This is a genomic window from Billgrantia tianxiuensis (assembly GCF_009834345.1).
Classification (GTDB): Bacteria; Pseudomonadota; Gammaproteobacteria; order Pseudomonadales; family Halomonadaceae; genus Halomonas; species Halomonas tianxiuensis.
Genome location: NZ_CP035042.1, coordinates 2,762,130 through 2,780,307, shown reverse-complemented (window position 1 = coordinate 2,780,307; position 18,178 = coordinate 2,762,130). Strand labels below are relative to the sequence as shown.

General features: G+C 61.8%; 21 protein-coding genes and 5 pseudogenes. 14 read left to right on the top strand and 12 right to left on the bottom strand.

What is annotated here, in order from left to right:
- Positions 1-34: 34 nt before the first annotated feature.
- Positions 35-1,531, bottom strand: a complete 1,497-nt coding sequence (locus EKK97_RS23890) for an AAA family ATPase (protein WP_201296887.1) — start codon at positions 1,529-1,531, stop codon at positions 35-37.
- A 97-nt stretch (positions 1,532-1,628) separates the two neighbouring features.
- On the opposite strand from EKK97_RS23890, the gene EKK97_RS26245 reads away from it, so the two are divergent.
- The 4 genes and pseudogenes from EKK97_RS26245 to EKK97_RS12965 all read left to right on the top strand — a co-directional run bounded on the left by EKK97_RS26245 (position 1,629) and on the right by EKK97_RS12965 (position 3,153).
- Positions 1,629-1,763, top strand: a complete 135-nt coding sequence (locus tag EKK97_RS26245) for a glycine zipper domain-containing protein (protein WP_479688628.1) — start codon at positions 1,629-1,631, stop codon at positions 1,761-1,763.
- A 35-nt stretch (positions 1,764-1,798) separates the two neighbouring features.
- On the top strand, positions 1,799-1,942 hold the full coding sequence (locus EKK97_RS25445) for a DsbA family protein (RefSeq protein WP_201296886.1): 144 nt from the start codon (positions 1,799-1,801) through the stop codon (positions 1,940-1,942).
- A gap of 41 nt (positions 1,943-1,983) precedes the next feature.
- Positions 1,984-2,402 (top strand): annotated as a pseudogene (locus EKK97_RS26120) (DsbA family protein).
- 7 nt (positions 2,403-2,409) lie between these two features.
- Positions 2,410-3,153, top strand: a complete 744-nt coding sequence (locus tag EKK97_RS12965) for a tellurite resistance TerB family protein (protein WP_159552417.1) — start codon at positions 2,410-2,412, stop codon at positions 3,151-3,153.
- An 18-nt stretch (positions 3,154-3,171) separates the two neighbouring features.
- Here EKK97_RS12965 and EKK97_RS25860 read toward each other — a convergent pair whose 3' ends face one another.
- Together EKK97_RS25860 and EKK97_RS25855 are read right to left on the bottom strand one after the other, a co-directional pair.
- Complete coding sequence (locus EKK97_RS25860; protein WP_340162862.1) at positions 3,172-3,426, bottom strand: hypothetical protein; 255 nt, start codon at positions 3,424-3,426, stop codon at positions 3,172-3,174.
- Positions 3,396-3,596 carry a hypothetical protein gene (locus EKK97_RS25855; RefSeq protein ID WP_340162861.1) on the bottom strand — a complete coding sequence of 67 codons (201 nt, stop codon included), beginning with the start codon at positions 3,594-3,596 and terminating at the stop codon, positions 3,396-3,398. Before EKK97_RS25855 ends, EKK97_RS25860 begins: the two co-directional genes overlap by 31 nt.
- A 57-nt stretch (positions 3,597-3,653) precedes the next feature.
- Here EKK97_RS25855 and EKK97_RS25850 point away from each other — a divergent pair, with 57 nt between their 5' ends.
- The gene (locus EKK97_RS25850; protein WP_340162860.1) at positions 3,654-3,911 is read left to right on the top strand and encodes a hypothetical protein; all 258 of its coding nucleotides are present in this window, start codon (positions 3,654-3,656) and stop codon (positions 3,909-3,911) included.
- A 123-nt stretch (positions 3,912-4,034) separates the two neighbouring features.
- Here the strand turns inward: EKK97_RS25850 and yacG are convergent, their stop codons facing one another.
- The 5 genes and pseudogenes from yacG to pilB form a co-directional block, all read right to left on the bottom strand.
- On the bottom strand, positions 4,035-4,262 hold the full coding sequence (gene yacG, locus EKK97_RS12955; protein WP_159552415.1) for a DNA gyrase inhibitor YacG: 228 nt from the start codon (positions 4,260-4,262) through the stop codon (positions 4,035-4,037).
- A gap of 33 nt (positions 4,263-4,295) precedes the next feature.
- Positions 4,296-4,899: pseudogene (gene coaE / locus EKK97_RS12950) on the bottom strand (dephospho-CoA kinase).
- Between the two features lie 27 nt (positions 4,900-4,926).
- Positions 4,927-5,483, bottom strand: a pseudogene (locus EKK97_RS24710) (prepilin peptidase).
- A gap of 298 nt (positions 5,484-5,781) precedes the next feature.
- A pseudogene (locus EKK97_RS12940) lies at positions 5,782-7,013 on the bottom strand (type II secretion system F family protein).
- Positions 7,014-7,099: 86 nt separating this feature from the next.
- A pseudogene (pilB, locus tag EKK97_RS12935) lies at positions 7,100-8,889 on the bottom strand (type IV-A pilus assembly ATPase PilB).
- Between the two features lie 240 nt (positions 8,890-9,129).
- Here pilB and EKK97_RS25430 point away from each other — a divergent pair.
- The gene (locus tag EKK97_RS25430) at positions 9,130-9,573 is read left to right on the top strand and encodes a pilin (RefSeq protein WP_277987310.1); all 444 of its coding nucleotides are present in this window, start codon (positions 9,130-9,132) and stop codon (positions 9,571-9,573) included.
- On the opposite strand, the gene EKK97_RS12925 is transcribed toward EKK97_RS25430, so the two are convergent.
- Positions 9,512-9,934, bottom strand: a complete 423-nt coding sequence (locus tag EKK97_RS12925) for a hypothetical protein (protein ID WP_159552413.1) — start codon at positions 9,932-9,934, stop codon at positions 9,512-9,514. The two genes, EKK97_RS25430 and EKK97_RS12925, sit on opposite strands and share 62 nt — an antisense overlap.
- A gap of 174 nt (positions 9,935-10,108) precedes the next feature.
- On the opposite strand from EKK97_RS12925, the gene EKK97_RS12920 reads away from it, so the two are divergent.
- Entirely contained in the window at positions 10,109-10,663 is a 555-nt protein-coding gene (locus EKK97_RS12920; RefSeq protein WP_159552411.1) for an anti-virulence regulator CigR family protein, read from the top strand.
- A 188-nt stretch (positions 10,664-10,851) separates the two neighbouring features.
- On the opposite strand, the gene EKK97_RS12915 is transcribed toward EKK97_RS12920, so the two are convergent.
- Together EKK97_RS12915 and EKK97_RS12910 are read right to left on the bottom strand one after the other, a co-directional pair.
- Positions 10,852-11,295, bottom strand: a complete 444-nt coding sequence (locus EKK97_RS12915) for a Crp/Fnr family transcriptional regulator (RefSeq protein ID WP_159552409.1) — start codon at positions 11,293-11,295, stop codon at positions 10,852-10,854.
- Positions 11,271-11,555 carry a cyclic nucleotide-binding domain-containing protein gene (locus EKK97_RS12910; RefSeq protein WP_159552407.1) on the bottom strand — a complete coding sequence of 95 codons (285 nt, stop codon included), beginning with the start codon at positions 11,553-11,555 and terminating at the stop codon, positions 11,271-11,273. Before EKK97_RS12910 ends, EKK97_RS12915 begins: the two co-directional genes overlap by 25 nt.
- Positions 11,556-11,970: 415 nt before the next feature.
- Between EKK97_RS12910 and EKK97_RS12905 the strand changes: the two genes are divergently transcribed.
- Entirely contained in the window at positions 11,971-12,351 is a 381-nt protein-coding gene (locus tag EKK97_RS12905; RefSeq protein WP_159552405.1) for a histone-like nucleoid-structuring protein, MvaT/MvaU family, read from the top strand.
- Between the two features lie 86 nt (positions 12,352-12,437).
- On the opposite strand, the gene EKK97_RS12900 is transcribed toward EKK97_RS12905, so the two are convergent.
- Positions 12,438-13,259 (bottom strand): helix-turn-helix domain-containing protein, encoded by an 822-nt coding sequence (locus tag EKK97_RS12900; protein ID WP_159552403.1) that lies wholly within the window; start codon positions 13,257-13,259, stop codon positions 12,438-12,440.
- Between the two features lie 377 nt (positions 13,260-13,636).
- Here EKK97_RS12900 and EKK97_RS12895 point away from each other — a divergent pair, with 377 nt between their 5' ends.
- The 6 genes from EKK97_RS12895 (at position 13,637) to EKK97_RS25425 (ending at position 18,177) form a co-directional block, all read left to right on the top strand.
- Positions 13,637-13,933, top strand: a complete 297-nt coding sequence (locus EKK97_RS12895) for a hypothetical protein (protein ID WP_234286213.1) — start codon at positions 13,637-13,639, stop codon at positions 13,931-13,933.
- Positions 13,934-13,957: 24 nt separating this feature from the next.
- Positions 13,958-14,419, top strand: a complete 462-nt coding sequence (locus EKK97_RS12890) for a hypothetical protein (protein WP_159552401.1) — start codon at positions 13,958-13,960, stop codon at positions 14,417-14,419.
- A gap of 493 nt (positions 14,420-14,912) precedes the next feature.
- Positions 14,913-16,352, top strand: coding sequence for an MBL fold metallo-hydrolase RNA specificity domain-containing protein (locus EKK97_RS12885; protein WP_159552399.1), 1,440 nt, complete (start codon positions 14,913-14,915; stop codon positions 16,350-16,352).
- Positions 16,342-17,577, top strand: a complete 1,236-nt coding sequence (locus EKK97_RS12880) for an AAA family ATPase (protein ID WP_159552397.1) — start codon at positions 16,342-16,344, stop codon at positions 17,575-17,577. The genes EKK97_RS12885 and EKK97_RS12880 overlap by 11 nt, the downstream gene beginning before the upstream one ends.
- Positions 17,578-17,632: 55 nt before the next feature.
- Positions 17,633-18,055, top strand: coding sequence for a hypothetical protein (locus tag EKK97_RS12875; protein WP_201296883.1), 423 nt, complete (start codon positions 17,633-17,635; stop codon positions 18,053-18,055).
- Positions 18,052-18,177 carry a hypothetical protein gene (locus tag EKK97_RS25425; RefSeq protein WP_267963950.1) on the top strand — a complete coding sequence of 42 codons (126 nt, stop codon included), beginning with the start codon at positions 18,052-18,054 and terminating at the stop codon, positions 18,175-18,177. Before EKK97_RS12875 ends, EKK97_RS25425 begins: the two co-directional genes overlap by 4 nt.
- Position 18,178 lies beyond the last annotated feature (1 nt).

The window sequence follows — 18,178 nt, the reverse complement described above, 5'->3', positions numbered from 1 at the left end:
TCGGCCCAGTGGTCGGCTTCTTCCAGCAGGTCGCTTAAGGCCGGTGGCGTGCGGTGAGCTTGCTCTGGTCGTCGGCCAGGCGGCTGGCCCGCTCGATCACCGCCGCTACGGCGCTGCGATCCAGCGGGCGCAAGGCCGACTCCCGTGCCAGGGTGGCCACCATGCGGGCATACAGCGGCTGGTTGCCGTGGTTGCGTTCCAGCTCATCCTCCAGATCGGCCTGCACCTTGAACAGCTCGAGGAAGTCGGGATCGTTCTCGCACAGCAGGTAATAGAACAGCCGCTCGCCGAGCAGCACGACCTTGAGATCCAGCGGCACCGGCTCGGGCTCCAGCGTAGTGGTGCTGATCAGGCCATAGGCCTGCTCCAGCGACTCGGTGCGAATCTCGCCGGCACGCAGCACGCGCTTGAGCGTCTCCCAGGCGCCGGCATGCATCAGCAGGGCGCGCACGTCCACCACCAGGTAGCCGCCGTTGGCGCGATGCAGGCCACCGGCCCGAATCAGCGAATAATCGGTCAGCAAGGTACCGTTGTGAACGTGATGCTCGATCCGGCCGACCAGGTGCTGGTGCGTCGGCAGGTCGAGATAGATGACGGGGGCTCCCTCGCAGTCGGTGTTGTCGACGATCAGGTTGATTTGAAAGCGGCTGAAAATCGCCTCGGGCGGCATCTCGGGTTCGTCGGCAATGAACGAATCGACGTGCAGCACCATTGCCTCGCGTATCGCGCCTAGATGATCTTGTATGCCGTCGTGGTCGGTGTAGCGCTCTTCCAGCTCGGCCAGCGGCGCTTCGATGGCCGTTTGCAGCATCTCCTGGTTGAGCGCGGTGATCTGTTCGCGCAACTGCTTCGCCAGGCGAGGCATGCGGCGAATGGCCTGGGCCAGCTTCTTCTGCAGTACCTGTACCGTGCCCTCGATGCGCTCGCGCTCGTCCCTCTCGAGCTGCTCGAACTCCTCGGGCGTCATCATCTTGTCATCCGCGGTGGCCGGGGCAAACGTGAAGCCGTTGGGCGTGGAGAGCAGCAGTATGTCGTGCTCGCGCGCCTCGCGTCGTACCGCCTCGACGTTGTCGCGCTGGCGTTCGCCCATGGCCTGCTTCAGCTCGTGCAAACGGTTCTGATATTCGTCGCCCTCGAACACGGCGGGAATGGCCGAACGCAGCTCCTCGGCCAGCAGCTCGAGATCGGTGCGCAGCATGCGGCCCATGCCGTTGGGCAGCAGCAAGTGCAGCGGCTGCGATGGGTCCTCGAAATTGTAGCGGTAGGCGATGTCCGGCGGCGTGGGCTCGCTGCGCGAGCGCTCGGCCAGGAAGCGTCCCACCAACTGGTGCTTGCCGTGGCCGGGGTGTCCCAGCACATAGAGGTTGAAACCCTCGCTGCGCATGGAAGTGCCGAAGTCCAGCGCATCGCGGGCCCGGGTGTGACCGCTGAGCATGTCCAGCGATTCGAGCTCGCTGGTGACCTCGAAATCGAAGGTATCCTCGGGCAGGCGCGATAGACCTGCGTGACGTCCAGTGGCTTCACCCGCCATTCTCCTTATTTGCTAATACACTCAGTATGGCGAAGTAAGTTCGATACTGCATGATCCAGGTCATGGGCGCGGTTGCTCGCTCGGCACGGAGACCTAAATGGCAATATGGATAGCAATAGGGATTGCGCTGGGGAGCGCTATTGGCAGTATGCTGGGAAACCTTCCGCTCGGCATTGGTATCGGTGTGGCGCTCGGATTGGCATTGCACGCGGCCCAGGGCCCCAAGGGATAGCGGCTTTCAACCATGGTTTGCAAAGAGACGACATCATGACCTTTACCTTCTGGTTCGAATTCGCCAGCACCTACTCCTATCCGGCCGCCATGCGGCTCGAGCATCTGGCGGCCGAGCGAGACATCGAAGTGCGCTGGCAGCCCTTCCTGTTGGGGCCGATCTTCCAGGCCCAGGGCTGAACGACACGCCCTTCAAGCTCTACCCGGCCAAGGGGCGCTACATGTGGCGCGACATCGAACGGATCTGCGAGCGCGACGGCATTCGCTTCCGGCGACCCTCGCAGTTCCCGCGCAACGGCCTGCTGGCGGCGCGTATCGCCAACTGGCATGCGGAAGAACCGTGGGTACCGGCCTTCGTACGCAGCGTGTTCCGCGCCAACTTCGAGCACGACGAGGACATCGCCGATCCCCAGGTCATTGCCAACTGCCTGGCGGAGGTCAACCTCGACGCCGAAGTGCTGCTGAAACAGAGCCAGCAGCCGAGGTCAAAGCGTCGCTGCGCGAAGCCACGGAGCGGGCGCAGGCACTGGATATATTCGGCGCGCCGTTCTTCATGGCCGGTGACGAGCCGTTCTGGGGCTACGACCGCATGGAACAGGCGCTCGACTGGTACGAAGCCCGGATGGGCGAAGAGGAGTGAGCACGCGATGAACGCCAGCAAGATCTTGCAGCAGCTGATGCAGCAGGCCGGTGGCCAGGGCGGTAACAGGAATAGTGGCGGTGTGGATGTCAAGGGCATGCTCGATGGCCTATCCCGCCAGTTGGGAGGCGGCTCGCCGGGCCAGGCTTCGCCCGGCGGCAACGGCCTGAACCTGGATATGAAGAGCCTGCTGGGAGGAGGGGCCATGGGGCTGCTGGTCGGCTCCAAGCGTGGGCGCAAGCTCGGTGGCAAGGCACTCAAGTACGGGGCCATCGCCGCGGTCGGCGTGCTGGCCTGGAAAGCCTGGCAGAACTCACAGAACTCACAAGGAGCGGTTGGCCAGCCGGCAGGCAGCGGTGCCGAAGGCGAGCGAGTCGAGGAGCTGGAAGGCGAGTACCAGGAGCGCCGCAGCCTCGAACTGCTGCAGGCAATGATCATGGCGGCCCGCGCCGACGGCCATATCGATGCGCAGGAGCGCGAACTCATTGCCCAGCAGATCGATGCCCTGGGGGCCGACGATGAACTCCATCGCTGGGTCGAGCAACAGCTCAGCGCCCCGCTGGATGCCGAGGCGCTGGCGCGCCAGGCCGATTCGCCCCAGGCCGCGCGCGAGATGTACCTGATCAGCGTGGCGGTGATCGACGAGCAGAATCCCATGGAACGCGCCTGGCTCGACCAGTTGGCCAAGGCACTGAAGCTCCAGCCCGCGCTGGTCGCAGAGTTGGAACACCAAGCACGGCAGGCAGGCTAGGGCACGCCAGGGCGTGCATTAGCGATAGCGGTAAATTCTGAGCGACGGCAGGTAGGGGGTATCTTCGAGCTTCTCGTCGCTACGGCGTGCCCGGGTACGGCTCTGCGGCGGCGCGGCCGGGGGCTGGTTGTGGTCGGGCAGGCGCCCGCGTGGCGCGGGCAGGAACAGCGGCAGCGCCACGTTCATGGCGCGGCGGGTGCGGCCATCTTCCAACGGCTCGCAGTAGAACAGGTTGGCGCGCATCAACGGCGCCTGGCGCTGCACCTGGGCCAACGGTTCGCTCGAGGGCAGGGCGGCCAGCTTGCGCAGCTGAATGCGAACGTGAGGGCATCGCTGTCCAATGCCAGCAGCTTCTTCTCCACCTCGCGCACCGTGAGCCGCTTGATCGAGCGGCCGCTGGAGTACCAGGCCAGGCGTACCCGGGCGACCGGCGCTTCGGCCACGGGAACGGCCCGCCAGCACTGCTTCAGGTGCAGCCGGGCCAGGCCGCTGCCGCGTAGATGGTCGTGCAGCTGTGGGTGGCGGAAGGGCAGTACCGCCTTGGCCTCGGCCAGCAGCGGTGGATGCTCGGCCTTGATGCGCGCAAGCCGCTTGGCGAACTCGCCTTGGTCGCATTCACCTCGGCTACCCGCGCCATGAGTATGTCATCGGCGGCAATCAAGCCCACATGGCTGCGGGTGGCGCGACCATCCTGTCCATCGGTGTACCAGAAATCGAGCAGGGCGCGACGCAGCCACTCGGTGCTGGCCTCGGCCTGAAAGGCCCAGGCTCGGAGGGCGAGGCCGCGTAAGCTTCGAGCAAGGCTTCGGTACTCTCGATCAGCCTGTCGAAGGCGAGTTCGAGTTCGGCCAGCAGCCGATAGGTCGGCGCCGGGGCCAGGGTCACCGCTCGTCGCCTCGCTCGGCGCGGGCCAGCCACTCGTCGATGTTGGTCTCGTCGAGCGCCGGCTCCCCGGCAATGCGGTGCGATTCATCGGCCCAGGCGCCCAGGTCGATCAGCTTGCAGCGCTCGCTACAAAAAGGGCGGTAGGGATTCTTCTCGCTCCACACCACCTTTTTCTGGCATTGCGGGCAGGCGACGGTCAGGGGACGTTGGTCGTGTTGGCTCATGAATCCAATGCGGTTGGTGGCTTTCCACTCATTCTAGCGGCTCTCGGCCATCTCTCGATAGCGTCGGTCCAGTTCGGCGACCTGGGCGGCGAGATGCTCCTCGCTTCCGCTGTTGTCGATCACATCGTCGGCGCGGGCCAGGCGTTCGCTGCGCGGCATCTGGGCGGCAACGATGGCGCGGGCCTGTCGTTCGTCCACGTCATCACGGAGGCGGTACGGGCGATCTGCACGCTCTCCGGCACGTCGATCACCAGGCAGCGGTCCACCATCTCGCTCTGGCCCGATTCGAACAGCAGCGGCGAGACCAGCAGCACGTAAGGCGCGCCCTCGTTCTGGAGCCGTTCCAGATGGGCGATGATGCGCTCGCGAATGCGTTGGTGGGTCACCGACTCGAGCCATAACCGCTCGCTTGGCTCGGCAAACACGATCTCGCGCAGGGCGCGGCGGTTCAGGCTACCGTCAGCCTGCAGAATCCGCACGCCGAAGCGCTCGGCGATCTCGGCCAGCGCCGGCTCGCCGGGCTCGACCACTTCGCGAGCCACGTCATCGGCATCCACCCAAGGCACGCCAGCGCCGCGAAGGCCCGCGCCACGGTACTCTTGCCGGAAGCGATACCGCCGGTTACGCCAACGATCAAAGCAGGTTCTCCCTCACAAGCCCTCACTCAGAGTGTCATGCCGACATAAATGGCCATCAACGGCTCGCCCACGAGCAATGCTATCCATCCCGATATGGCCAGAAAAGGGGCGAAGGGCATGGGGGCGCCGCGCAGGCGGGGCAGGGCGAGCTGCACCAGAATGCCGACGAGAGCACCGGCGCCGGCGGAAAAAATCAGCACCAACGGCAGGTATTGCCAGCCCAGCCAGGCGCCCAGCGCCGCCAGCAGCTTGAAATCACCGTAGCCCATGCCCTCCTTGCCGGTCACCAACTTGAACAGCCAATAGACGCTCCACAGGGCGAGGTAGCCTGCCATGGCGCCAATGACGGCGCTGGCAACATCAGCGGCTGGAACAGCAACTGGTAGAGCAGGCCGGCCCACAGCAGCGGCAAGGTCACCACGTCCGGCAGCAGTTGGGTGCGCAGGTCAATCACAGCGAGTGCCAGCAGCGCCAGGCAGGCGGCAAGAATGAACACGCCTTGCCAAGTCACGCCGTACAGCGCCACCACGGCCAACGTCAGGCCCGCGCCGGTCAGCTCCACCAGTGGGTACTGTAGACTGATGCGCGTCGCGCAAGTGGCGCAACGGCCGCGACGCTTGAACCAGCCGATGACGGCAGGTTGTCGTGCCAGGCAATCGGCGCCTCGCAGCGGGGGCAGATCGAGCGCGGCACCAGCAGATTGAAGCGGGGCGACTCCTCCTCCGGCAGCTCAGCGCCTCGCGGGCCTCGGCCCGCCAGCCAAGCATCAACATGACGGCAGGCGCACGATCACACGTTGAGGAAGCTGCCCAGGCAAAGGCCCAGCAGGGCTGCCAGTGGCCAAAGAAGGCGGGGGGTAGGTCAAGCAACAAAGGAATACCTCACAGCACCGTACCCAGCTCGAAGATCGGCAGGTACATGGAGACCACCAGGCGCCGACCAGCACGCCGAGTACCACGATGATCAGCGGTTCGAGCAGTGAGGTCAACGCGTCGACCTTGTTATCGACCTCTTCCTCGTAATAGTCGGCCACGCGGTTGAGCATGGCGTCCAGCGAGCCGGATTCCTCACCGATGCCCACCATCTGCACCGCCAGCGCCGGGAAGCGCTCCGTCAGGCGCATGGCGAAGTGGAGCTGCTGACCGGTGGCCACATCCTCGCGCACCTGGCGCGTGGCGCGCTCGTAGACCAGGTTGCCGGTCGCCCCGGCGGCTATGTCCAGCGCTTCAAGCATAGGGACGCCGGCACCGTAGGTCGTGGCCAGGGTGCGGGAATAGCGCGCCACGGCGGACTTGTCGAAGATATCGCCGAGGACCGGCAACCTGAGCAGGAACGCATGCACGCGGTAGGCAAAGGCCGGTGAGCGCTTGATGCCCTGGCGTATCAGGCACACGAAGGTGATTATGCCGCCCAGGCCCCACAGCCAATACTGCTGGGCGAATTCGGAAAGGGCGATGGTCATGCGAGTCATCGCCGGCAGCTCGGCGCCGAAGCCGTTGAACAGGCTCTCGAACTGGGTACCACCTTGATCAGCAGCAGTGCCGTCACGCCGATGCCTACCAGGATCACGGCGATGGGGTACCACAACGCCTTCTTCACCCGGCTCTTGAGCGATTCCACCTTCTCCTTGTAAGTGGCGATCCGGTCGAGCATGCGGTCGAGCGAGCCGGAACTCTCGCCGGCTTCCACCAGATTGCAGAACAGCCTGTCGAAGTGCTCGGGATGGTTGCGCAGCGCCTGGGAAAAACTCGAGCGCGGCGGCCACTTCATTCATCATCTGCTGCACCACCGCGCTCATGGCCGGCTTGCGAATGCTCTCGGCTACCACCTGAAAGGCCTGCAACACCGGTACCCCGGCGCGGATCATCGTCGCCATCTGGCGAGCGAACAGCATGACGTCCCGTGGCGTTATGGTGCCCATGCCACCGCCAAACCTACCCTTGCGCCGCACGGTCTTGACGATGATGTTCTGGCGGGCCAGCTCGCGTTCCACCTCGTATTTCCTGGCGGCTACGATTTCGCCGCTCACCTGCCGCCCTCCGGGACCCTTGCCCGTCCAACGCCAGCGGTACAGTTTCAGCTTCCTTGGCGCTCTCGCCGATCTCGTTGCCATAAATTCCCTGCGAAGTGACTTATTCAGTCTTTCCCATTCATTATCGCGCGGACCAAGAGGTTGCCGAGCGATTCGCTCGCTTAGGGCTAATCTTTTGTGACTCTGTTGACCTCGGTCAGGCTTGTAATCCCCTGCATTACCTTCAGCAGGCCGCTGCGGCGTAGATCCGGGTGGCCCTCCTCGCGCGCCAGGCGATCGAAGTCCATGGAGTTACCGTTACGCATGATCAGTTGGCTCATGGCGCTGCTGATCGGCACCACCTCGTAGATCCCCACGCGGCCCTGGTAGCCATGGGTGCACTGCTTGCAGCCTACCGCCTCGAAGACAGTGGCGCTATCCACTTCCTGTGCCGTAAAGCCCTCCTGCAACAGCGCCTCGCGGGGCAGCTGCGTCTCCTGGCGGCAGTGCTTGCACAGCCGCCGCGCCAAGCGTTGAGCGATGATCAAGCTCACCGAACTGGCAATGTTGAAGGGCGGCACGCCCATGTTGGCCAGGCGCGTCAGGGTCTCCGCGGCGGAATTGGTGTGTACCGTGGACAGCACCAGGTGGCCGGTTTGTGCCGCCTTCACCGCGATCTCGGCGGTCTCCAGGTCGCGGATCTCGCCTACCATCACCACGTCTGGGTCCTGGCGCAGGAAGGCGCGCAGCGCGCTGGCGAAATCCAGGCCGATCTTGGGCAGCACATTGACCTGATTGACTCCCGGCACCTTTATTTCCACCGGGTCCTCGGCGGTACAGATATTGCGCTGTACCTCGTTGAGGAGGTTCAGGCCGGTATAGAGAGTGACCGTCTTACCGCTGCCAGTGGGGCCGGTCACCAGGATCATGCCCTGGGGGTGGTCCAGTACGCTCTCGTAGAGCGCGCGCTGTTTCGGCGTAAAGCCCAGTGCATCGATACCGATCTGCGCCGAGCTGGGATCGAGAATACGCAACACGATCTTCTCGCCGTACACGGTGGGCAGCGAGTTCACGCGAAGATCGATCGAGCGCGACTTGGAAACCTTGAGCTTGATCGCGCCATCCTGCGGCAGGCGGCGCTCGGAAATGTCTAGCCGCGCCATTACCTTCAAGCGCGCGGCAATGCGTGAGCGCATGGCAAACGGCGGGTGCGCCGCCTCCATCAACATGCCGTCCACGCGCATGCGCACCGGTAGCTGGTTTCGTAAGGTTCGAAATGAATGTCCGAAGCGCCACGGCGAATAGCATCGAGCAGGATCTTGTTCACGAACTTGACGACCGGGGCGTCGTCGGTACCGCTGGTAACGGCGTCTGCCGCTTCCTTGCCGATATCTTCCCCGCCCTCGAATTCCAGCTCGCTGATGGCAGCGTCTACTCCCGCTAGCTCATTCATCATGTCGGTGTCGTGCTGCGCCAGGTAAGCCTCCAGCACCGGCATCAACTGGTCCACTGGGCATAATACGGCCTCGATACCCAGGCCGGTGGCGAAACGCAGCTCGTCGAGTCGCACCAGGGTGGAGGGATAGGGCACCGCCACCGTGAGCCGATGCCCACGGCGGGCAAGCGGCACCGCGCACAGCTTGCGTAGCAGCGCATGGGGATACTCGCTGGCGGCGGGCAGGCTCGCCAAACGCAGTGCGTCCAGATCGACCAGCGGCAGGCCATACTCCCACGCGGCACACAGCGTCCCTTGACGGGCCGTGACGAGGCCTGTCGCGATCACATGCTCCAGCAGGCTGGTCTCGGCTTCGCGCGCCTCGTGCTCTGCCCGCCGTACCGCCGCGGGTGAGAGCAACCCATGCTCCACCAGCCGCTGGGGGAAGCCACGCAGCCCCTCGAGGCTGGCGGCATGTCGTTGAGCGGTATCTGCGCTGGCTGGCTCGTGGGCACCCAGCGGTACCGTTCGATAGTCGTTCATGGCGCCCCAGGTATCAGGCCCGCAAGGGTATTTGGCGAAAATCTACCAGGCATTCTAGCCCCCTGGCCAAGGTACGGCACGACGCGCTGGCCAACGCCACTCCAACTGGTATTAACGTACTGGTCGTTTATGATGAGACAGCTTTCATGCCTACGTAGGAACGGCTTGCGAGGCGTGGGCTGAGTCATCTAATGTACGCGACAAGGCTCATGGGGCCACAAGGAAAGGTGTTGACAAGGCATGATGGAGAAGATGTCGCAGCAGGAAGTGGCCGCCAAGCGAAGGCAGGGCGGTTTCACGCTCATCGAGCTGCTGATCGTGGTGGCTATCATCGGAATATTGATGACGGTCGCGATTCCGCAGTATCAGAGCTATACGCAACGAGCGGCAAACAATGCTTGCGAAGTGGAAGTGCGGTCTTATGCCAATGCTGCGGCAGCCGAACTTTTCATTGGAAGCACGCCCCCTGCCTATCCGGTAGACTCGGCATGTACGAACTGGTCTCCCGCTGATCCAGCAAGTATCGCTCTAGGGTCGACGATTTCCGCCGATGCAGTGGCTCCTGGGCGCGAAGGGTATTTCCGTCGATATCTGAAGCAGAGCATTGTCGCTTGCAGGGCAGCTACTCAATGCGAAACGGCACCATACAGCCACTGTTGTGGCAGTGCGATTTCCAGGCCGTGACATGCTGGTTGCGTAGTGTTTTGGCATAAAGCAGCAGATAGGAGATATCCCGGGCCTTGTCGGCGCTCTCCTGCATTCGGTTGCCGTTCTGTTCCAGCAGGAACCACACTCCCGCTTGTCTCAGCCCCTGTCTGAATTCCGCTATCTCCGCGTCGATACCATGCTCGGCATAAGCGAGAAAGACCTGACATTCCACAGTCCATCGCTCGCTGTGCCGCGAACTCTCATAGCACGCCCAGCCCATGTCGTATCCTTTGGCAATGGCCTCGTGATAAGCGGTGTCGCCGTAGGCCGGTAGGGAGACGAGCGGCGCCAGTGAGAGAACCAACAGGGCGAGCACTCTCTTGCCACTGGGGTGCATGACGATCTCCTGTGAGTCAATCGATTTGATTGACATCGGCGAGTGCGGGAGAAACTTAAGAAAAATTCGCAATCAATGTGACAAAGTGTGCCGGAACATGCCGTTTCGTTGCACGCTCATTGCGTATTCATCTCCTAGGCTCAAGATGACAGCCAACCTGCAAGGAGTGCCACCATGCGTCATGCCAAGCGAATTCTGCTGCCGAGCCTGGCAGTGCTGATTCTGACCGCGACTCATGCCCAGGCGCAGCCGGGCGAGAACCGCGGCCAGGGGCAAGGGCCAGAACAGCAGCAGGGGCAAAGTCAGGGCCAGGGCCAGGCGAGAGGGCAAGCCCAGCAGGCAGTGCCGGGCCAGCCCGGACGAGGCGCCGATCACGAGCCCGGACGCGGGGCGAGGGGAAGCGACGAGTGGCATGACGACAGGCGAGACGAGCGCCGCATCATCGTCGATGGCCCGCGTATCGACGAGCGCGAGATCCGCCGCCTGTTGATCGAGCGGCGCGACTGGGTCGAGATAGACCGCAGCCGCGAGAGCCTGCCGCCTGGCATACGCATGAACCTGGAGCGCGGCAAGCCGCTACCTCCCGGTATCGCCAAGCAGCTTGACGAGCGCATTCTGCGTGACTTGCCGCGCTACGACGGTTATGAGTGGCGTCGGGTTGGGCCGGATGTCGTGCTGGTGGACGTCGCCAACGCCATCATCTACGAGATTCTGCGCGACATTTTCTGAGCCGGATACTGAACCAGAGCCCGCCCCCATGGAAGTGGGGTGGGCTCGAGTGGCTACCTCCGCGCGCCGGGGAAAACTGACCCCGATCAACAGATTTGCATGTCTTGTAAAAAAATTGGTGATATCAGGAGAGGCCTGGCCCAAGGGGCATCGCACCGGCCAGCCTGCATTTTACCGGTGGTGCGACGTCAGGAAAGAAACTCCATGTTTTCCTGCCTGAAACCGCCCAGTGTGGCCAGGCCGCTCCAATTCATGATGCGAATTTGCCTGTTATCGCAGTTCTCGATCAGTCCCTTGCGCTTGATCTTGCTGATCGAGCGGCTGACATGCACGCTGGAAAGCCCCAGCACGTCGGAAATTTCCAACTGCGTGAGCGGGAAGAAATAGCGGCCTTTATAGGTCAGCCCGGCCGCATGGGAGCGGGCATAGCATTCGCACAACAGGTTGGCGATGCGCCCCTCGGCACTGCGCGCCGAAACGTTGATGATCCAGTTCAAGGCCACGTTATGGCTCATGTGGCCCGAGGCCTTGAACAAACGCAGTATTCTTGGGCGTTTGAACAGCCGCTCGGCGCTTTCCGGATTGATGGTAGTGAAGCGGAGCGGTGTCAGGGCCTTGATCGAAAAATCCATCCTGGTATGCAGGCCATGCCGCTATCGCTGAGATCGCCAGGCAACAGCAGCGAAGTAATGGGCTCGCTGCCGTCGGGCAGCATCTTGTAGCGACAGGCCCAGCCTTTCTCGATCAGGTGCAGGCACTCGAGCGGTTCGCCTTCGCGAGCCAAGTGGCTACCTTTCCGCACCTCCCGTGCGGGGCCGGTGCAGGTGGCGAACAGGCGCTTGTCCTCGTCGCATAAGTCATTGCGTTCCTTGAAGTTATGGAACAAATACATTGACGTCCCTTTCGTCGTATCGCTCATCGCTTCCCTTGCAGTGTAACAAAGCTCCGGGGGCTTACAAATTGCTTCATTAGAAATATCTGATTCACTGGTGTAGCCTCGAGGCTTGCTAGTTGCACTTCGGCATGGTGCAACCCGGGCGCACGAAGAGTAAAAATATGACTCATGCAATTGACAAATTGTGATGTTTCAGTTTATGAGGGGCGTGCCGTGCTTAAAAGATGCGAGCAATTGGTTCTCGCCTATACGCAGGTTTTTTTGACACCAAGTGCCTCTTAACTGCACGCGTATTTGACTCACTCCGTTCGAGTCGGCTAAAACTAGATCGAAGTGTTGTCATTTCGGTCGGGTTGTTGTATTTATAAGCGGCATCCCATAAACCTCCCATTTAGAAGCAAGGACCGTGCACATGTCTCTTCTCAGCGAATTCATGCAGAAAGAACAGCAGCTCAAGCAGCTTCAGGCTGAAATGGAGCGGCTGCAGAACGACGAGCGCCTGAAGGCCGAACTGGAATTCAAGGATAAGCTCGAAGCCCTCATGCGCGAGTTCAACAAGAGCTCAGCCGATGTTATCGGCCTGCTGGAGCCGCAGGGCGGCAAGTCAGCGCAGGCCAAGTCCGCGGCTTCTTCCAGCACCGGGCGCCGCAAGCGCAAGCTGAAGATCTACAAGAATCCGAAGACCGGCGAAGTGGTGGAAACCCGCGGCGGCAACCACAAGACGCTCAAGGCATGGAAGGACGAGCACGGCTCCGACACCGTAGAAGGCTGGCTGGTTCGCGTCGAATCCTGATGCACGTGGAATTCTGATTAGAGGGTCGAACCCTAATTAGGACTGTGGGCTCGCGCCATACGCGTGAGCCCACTTGTCTGGCCTCATCAGGCCTGGTGAATGGGCAGTCTGATCATAATGCCGGTTTCGTCCCATTCCACCTGAACGGCATCCCCGCTGGCATGAAGCTTCTTATCCGGCAATCCCTCGCAAACGAGGAATTGTATGACATCCGGAATCTCCTCCAGTGCTTGCAGTTTGACACAAGCGTGCTGCTGGGCGGGGAGTTTCAGCAAGCGAAAGGAGGCGGGAATGGCAATTCCCGGCGCTTCGTGCTGCTCGATCAGCGGACCGACATCGATCCGTTCCACATCGCTAGGTAGAGGCGTGTTATGCATCAAGGCAATGGTGCGCCCCTGCCGTAGGCGTTCCGGCAGGCTCTCCACGCCTTTGGCATGTTGGGTCCATTCGCGCAATACGCCGAAAGAACGATGGTTATCCTTACGGTATAAGCGTGTCGCCAGAGCGTAGCGCACAGGCGCCTTGCAGATTTCGAACTCGGGCGCCGTGCCGCCATGCCCTTGGCAATAAGGATTGTGATGTAGCTGCAAACGCAGCGCTTGGCGGTATTGGCGCGGCGTTTGGTTGTGGTATCGTTGGAAGGCGCGGCTGAAAGCAGAATGATTTTGATAGCCACACCGGGTCGCGATGGTCTGTATCGGGAAGGGGGTGAACGCCAGCAGGCGTGCCGCCTTTTCCAGTCGCAGGGTGTCGCGATAGGCGCTAGGGGACAGACCGAAGCACTGCTTGAACCTGCGCCGGACCTGTGAGGTCGAATAACCGAGTCGGCTGGCGAGGTCTTCTACTCCCTGCTGGCTCTCCAAATGTTCCTGCAGCCAGATCTCCGCCCGCATCATCTCGTTAAACATAACTGTCCCTTGCTTGATCCCGCAGCATATGAGGTGCTGCATCCATAACAACGCTGGTGCCCTCAATGGCGCCGGGGCAGTGCCGGAAGCGGCATGTGCCCGTGATCTTTATGGTTTTTATGCACCTCTTTATGCGCTTTGGCAGGAGGCAAAGGCAAGTTTGGTTAGAGATTTTGACCGTTTGTGCATAATTGTAGCCGGGTGCGATGTGACGCTCCTTGTGCGTAAGCCCGCGTATCTCTAAGGGTAGCGCACTGGCTGGCCTTCGCTACTCGAGGTGTTGGCGGTATACTCGAGGCCTATCGCCATCGGGTGCCGTCAAGGAAGCGAAGCCATTCATGCAGCGCTTCCAGGTACTTGAGCAATTACGGATACACATGAGAAACCAAAAACCCAACCGATCGATGGACGAGCGCGAGAAACTGCGCAAGTTTCGTGAACTCGATGACGCCTTCGCTCAGGCGCTGCGCGAACTGGAAAAGCCCAATTCACGTCTCGACATTCCCACGGGGCCGCCGGTGCGCAGCCTGGCCGAGCTGGAGGCGGAAGAGCAGCAGCAACGCCAGCAGGCGTTCGAAGCGCAGCTCAAGGCATTGATGAAGGAATACGCCCAGCCCAGGGAGAGTGTGGCCGACCTGCTGCGCACCCTGAAAACGCTCGGCCACATCGCCTGATTCACCCATGACCCATACTCGCCAATGACCTACTTGCTGGTGATGGGCAGCCTGGTACTGTCTGTCGTGTTCACGCTGGGCTGGGCGCTTTCGCGCCTGTTGCGCTGGGTAGCCGCCGGCCTGCCGGGTGGCGGCAAGGCCAAGCGCAAGCCCGCCAGGCGCAGCGGCGCCACGCGCCAATCCGGCTCGAGCCGGGCATCGCGCGGCGCCGGCACCAAAGCTGCCGCCAAGGCTAGCGCCAAGCCGCCCCGCGAGCCTTGGCGCGTCACCCGGCGCCTGGCCGAATGGCATTCCAGCACCGCGTTCGCCCTGGTGGCGGCGCTCACCTACCTGGTGGCACGCCTTGCCGAGCACGGCATGAGCTTTCGTCCACCCCATAGCGTGCCAAGCGGCTTCACCGACTTGGTTGCCGGCCTCGGCTGGCTAGCCGCCGGCCTGATCCTGCTCGCTCTCCTTCATCGTCTAGCCGCTTGGCGCTGCCGTTGAGTTAGCGTTGTCTTGGCGCTTTATCAGTCGTTTTCGCGATTTCGCTGTCATATTTTCGTAAAACGCGAACAACTCACTGACCGCTCAGCATTATTCGGATTCACTCAGCGGTAGAGCAACGCGCCCGAGTCCCGTAGAATCATGCCATTCCAATAACGATATTCGGCAGGGGGCCTGAAAGCGCAGCGACCCATGCTGTACTTCAGGAAATGTCGAGCGCCAGCTCGGCGACGGACCGTGAGAAGTGGCGTGCCAGGGGCTTGCCCTGTGCTTTTCCGTGCGCGTTTTCGCAACGGCCCGTTCCCGTTCTGGTATCGCTCCGTGACAGGGCCAGGGAACCGCCCGGAACAATCCCCGGGCGGTAGCGTGCCTGAACAGTGGCTAGCGGCCACGAAAGCCCATACGTAAGGGAACGAACCGAGTGAAGCTGCCGGTCATCGGCACGACGCTGTTTCGCGAAACTGGGTTCGACAAACCGCGACAAGAACGAAGAATGAAGATTCTCCACCACGGCGCTGCCAGCGGCGTAACCGGTAGCTGCCATCGGTTGCAGATTGCACCGGGCCGTGCACTGCTGATCGATTGCGGCATCTTCCAAGGGCAGGATGCCGAGCGTCTTGATAGCCTCGAGCAGCACCAGGTGCGCTTCCCGGTGGAGGACGTGCTGGCGCTGGTGGTCACCCACGTACATATCGATCATATCGGCCGCTTGCCCTACCTGCTGGCGGCGGGATATACGGGGCCGATTCTCTGCTCGGTGCCCTCGGCCCGGCTACTGCCATTGGTCATAGAAGATGCCCTCAAGGTCGGCTTTACCCGCGACCGTGCGCTGATCGAGCGCTTCCTGGCCGAAGTGCAGGGCCGCCTGGTAGCGCTGGACTACAAGACCTGGCACACCGTACTCGACGACGAACGCCACCGGGTGCGGGTCAAGCTGCAGCGTGCGGGCCACATACTCGGCTCCGCCTACGTGGAAGTGGATACGCTCGATAAGTCCAGTGGCAAGCAACAGCGCACCATCTTTTCAGGTGACCTGGGCGCCCCCCATGCACCGCTGCTGCCGGCACCCCAGCCGCCGTATCGCGCCGACGTGCTGGTGCTGGAAAGCACCTACGGCGACCGCCTGCATGAAGACAGGCGCCATCGCCGCGAACGACTCAAGGCCGCCATCGACAGGGCACTGGCAAACGGTGGCACCGTGATCGTTCCCGCCTTCAGCGTGGGGCGCACCCAAGAGCTGCTCTACGAACTGGAAGGGCTGATACACAACGCGCAAAGCGAGCGCTGGCGCGAACTCGAGATCATCGTCGATTCGCCGCTGGCCGCCCGCTTCACCGAGGTGTACCGCGAACTCAAGCCGTGGTGGGACGCCGAAGCCCACCAGCGGCTGCGCAGTGGACGCCACCCGCTCAGCTTCGAGAACCTCTACACCGTGGAAGGCCACGAAGCCCACGAGCGTACCATCGAATACCTGGCCGACAGCGGCCGGCCGGCAGTGGTGATCGCCGCCAGTGGCATGGCCAGCGGGGGCAGGGTGGTCAACTACCTCAAGCGCATGCTGGGTGACGAACGCCACTGCGTGCTGTTTACCGGCTACCAGGCACAAGGCACCCCAGGGCGCGACATACAGCGCTTTGGCCCCAAAGGCGGCTGGGTAGTGCTGGATGGCCAGCGGATAGACATTCGCGCCCGCATCGAAACCGTGAACGGTTACTCGGCTCACGCCGACCAGCACGACCTGCTCAACTTCGTGCGACGCATGCGCCACCCGCCCAGGGAAGTGCGCCTGGTGCACGGCGACGCCCACGCCCAGGCCGCGCTCAAGGCCAAGTTGCTGGAATGGGCCGAAGGAGCACGGCATGAGTTGAGCGTGACGCTGGGGGCGGATCACCTGTACGACGAGAAACTACCCGAGACAGCCTATGCACCTTGACCGCCTGAGGCTTGAGAACTTCCGCGCCTGCGAACAGCTCGAGATTGAGCTGGGCAGGCGCCTGACAGTGCTGCTGGGTAACAACGGCAGCGGCAAGACCTCCGTTCTGGATGGCATTGCCATTGGCCTGGGGGCTGCACTGACGCATCTGCCATCAGTATCGGGCATCACATTCAGGAAAACGGGAGACATTCGCCAGCAGGGCAATGCACTTGCGCCTTATACCCGCGTGGCGCTTACCCTGCGCTCAGGCGTGAAGTGGGATCGTATACAGCGACGCGACAAGAGCAAGGCCACGGTAGCTGCTACGCCGAAAGCCACGGGGCTCAAGGAGCTGGAAGCCTACCTAGACAGCACCGTCATCGATCCCCTGAATGCTGGAGGGCAATACGATCTACCCATGGTGGCCTACTACGGTGTGAGCCGAGCCGTGCTGCAGGTGCCGCTCAGACGGAAAGGTTTTCCCAAGAGCCATACGCGCATGGAAGCCCTGGAAAACGCGCTGGAGGCGCACAGCAGTTTCAAGTCTGCATTCATCTGGTTCTACAACAAGGAAAACGAAGAGAGCCGCCTGCAGAAAGAACGGCGAAGCTTCGATGTGACACTCAAGGAGCTGGATGCCGTCCGTCGCGCCATCCGCCAAGTGTTTCCGGACATTAGCAATCCCCATATAGAAGTCAATCCTCTTAGGCTCGCCGTAACGCTCAACGGCGAGACGCTAGATTTGATGCAGCTCAGCGATGGATACAAGACCCTGCTAGGCCTAGTCATCGATTTGAGCATGCGCATGGGGCTAGCCAATCCACACCTGAGCAATCCCCTGAGTGCGGAGGCGGTAGTGATGATCGATGAGGTGGATCTCCACCTTCACCCTTCATGGCAGCGCCGTGTATTGGCAGACCTGTTACGCACTTTCAGCAACACCCAGTTCATACTGACGACGCATAGCCCCTTCATCGTGGAAGCGTTGAACAACCATCTGAAGCGCCATCAACTGGGTGAACCAGCGACCGGGGATCAGGAAATCGACCATTTGATGCCTCTCTCCAGTGACGATGTGCGTGCCTATTTGATGGAGAGCAGCGCCAAGCATTCACTGGTCGATGAGGAAACCGGGCTGGTGGATGACACCTTGCTGATGCACTTCAACGACATCAACGCGCTCTATGATCGTATGCGCGACATCGAATGGAATCGAATGGATGATCAACACAGGTCCGTATAGTCACTGCGAGTGCGTACGGATGGGGAACATCCATTCGGTATGCAAGACCGATTTGATGCTGGAAGAGCAAGGCAAGAAGGTTTCCCTGAGCTTACGCGCGAATGAAGAGGCAAAGGCGTTAGTGCTCGATGGCTGTGTCTTCACGAATAACGCCATGAAGTGCGATGCCATGTACCTGTTCAAGGGCCACAACAAGAAGGTAGTGGTGCTAGTGGAGCTTAAAGGCGCAGGCGATATCCCACATGCGTTTGAGCAGCTTGCTTACACACGCTTTCAGCGAGCCGAATACAGTCAGTTGAAGCAACTTCTTGATACCTCCGGTCCTGGCCAGATGGCTGAAAAAGCATTCATCGTGAGTAACGGTATGCTATCCAAGCCGGCAATCGAACGGCTTGAAAAGGCGCACGGCATTCGTGTGGGAGCAGTGCTTCACTCAGAGCCGTCGAGCAAGGTACCGGACCTGAGGGAGTGGTTGTGAGATATACCAAGGCCAAGCTGCTGGAATGGGCCGAAGGGGCAGGGCACTCGCTTGAGGTGACGTTGGGTGGCGATCACCTCGCCGGGACGACAGCAGACGAGGCCGTTCTGGCCACGGCGTGAC

What these genes read in the sequence shown, in the direction of transcription:
- EKK97_RS23890 (WP_201296887.1), bottom strand. Translation starts at nt 1,531, where the DNA reads ATGGCGGGTGAAGCCACTGGACGTCACGCAGGTCTATCGCGCCTGCCC.
- EKK97_RS26245 (WP_479688628.1), top strand. Translation starts at nt 1,629, where the DNA reads ATGGCAATATGGATAGCAATAGGGATTGCGCTGGGGAGCGCTATTGGC.
- EKK97_RS25445 (WP_201296886.1), top strand. Translation starts at nt 1,799, where the DNA reads ATGACCTTTACCTTCTGGTTCGAATTCGCCAGCACCTACTCCTATCCG.
- EKK97_RS12965 (WP_159552417.1), top strand. Translation starts at nt 2,410, where the DNA reads ATGAACGCCAGCAAGATCTTGCAGCAGCTGATGCAGCAGGCCGGTGGC.
- EKK97_RS25850 (WP_340162860.1), top strand. Translation starts at nt 3,654, where the DNA reads ATGGTCGTGCAGCTGTGGGTGGCGGAAGGGCAGTACCGCCTTGGCCTC.
- yacG (WP_159552415.1), bottom strand. Translation starts at nt 4,262, where the DNA reads ATGAGCCAACACGACCAACGTCCCCTGACCGTCGCCTGCCCGCAATGC.
- EKK97_RS25430 (WP_277987310.1), top strand. Translation starts at nt 9,130, where the DNA reads ATGATGGAGAAGATGTCGCAGCAGGAAGTGGCCGCCAAGCGAAGGCAG.
- EKK97_RS12925 (WP_159552413.1), bottom strand. Translation starts at nt 9,934, where the DNA reads ATGCACCCCAGTGGCAAGAGAGTGCTCGCCCTGTTGGTTCTCTCACTG.
- EKK97_RS12920 (WP_159552411.1), top strand. Translation starts at nt 10,109, where the DNA reads ATGCGTCATGCCAAGCGAATTCTGCTGCCGAGCCTGGCAGTGCTGATT.
- EKK97_RS12915 (WP_159552409.1), bottom strand. Translation starts at nt 11,295, where the DNA reads ATGGATTTTTCGATCAAGGCCCTGACACCGCTCCGCTTCACTACCATC.
- EKK97_RS12910 (WP_159552407.1), bottom strand. Translation starts at nt 11,555, where the DNA reads ATGTATTTGTTCCATAACTTCAAGGAACGCAATGACTTATGCGACGAG.
- EKK97_RS12905 (WP_159552405.1), top strand. Translation starts at nt 11,971, where the DNA reads ATGTCTCTTCTCAGCGAATTCATGCAGAAAGAACAGCAGCTCAAGCAG.
- EKK97_RS12900 (WP_159552403.1), bottom strand. Translation starts at nt 13,259, where the DNA reads ATGTTTAACGAGATGATGCGGGCGGAGATCTGGCTGCAGGAACATTTG.
- EKK97_RS12895 (WP_234286213.1), top strand. Translation starts at nt 13,637, where the DNA reads ATGAGAAACCAAAAACCCAACCGATCGATGGACGAGCGCGAGAAACTG.
- EKK97_RS12890 (WP_159552401.1), top strand. Translation starts at nt 13,958, where the DNA reads ATGACCTACTTGCTGGTGATGGGCAGCCTGGTACTGTCTGTCGTGTTC.
- EKK97_RS12885 (WP_159552399.1), top strand. Translation starts at nt 14,913, where the DNA reads ATGAAGATTCTCCACCACGGCGCTGCCAGCGGCGTAACCGGTAGCTGC.
- EKK97_RS12880 (WP_159552397.1), top strand. Translation starts at nt 16,342, where the DNA reads ATGCACCTTGACCGCCTGAGGCTTGAGAACTTCCGCGCCTGCGAACAG.
- EKK97_RS12875 (WP_201296883.1), top strand. Translation starts at nt 17,633, where the DNA reads ATGCTGGAAGAGCAAGGCAAGAAGGTTTCCCTGAGCTTACGCGCGAAT.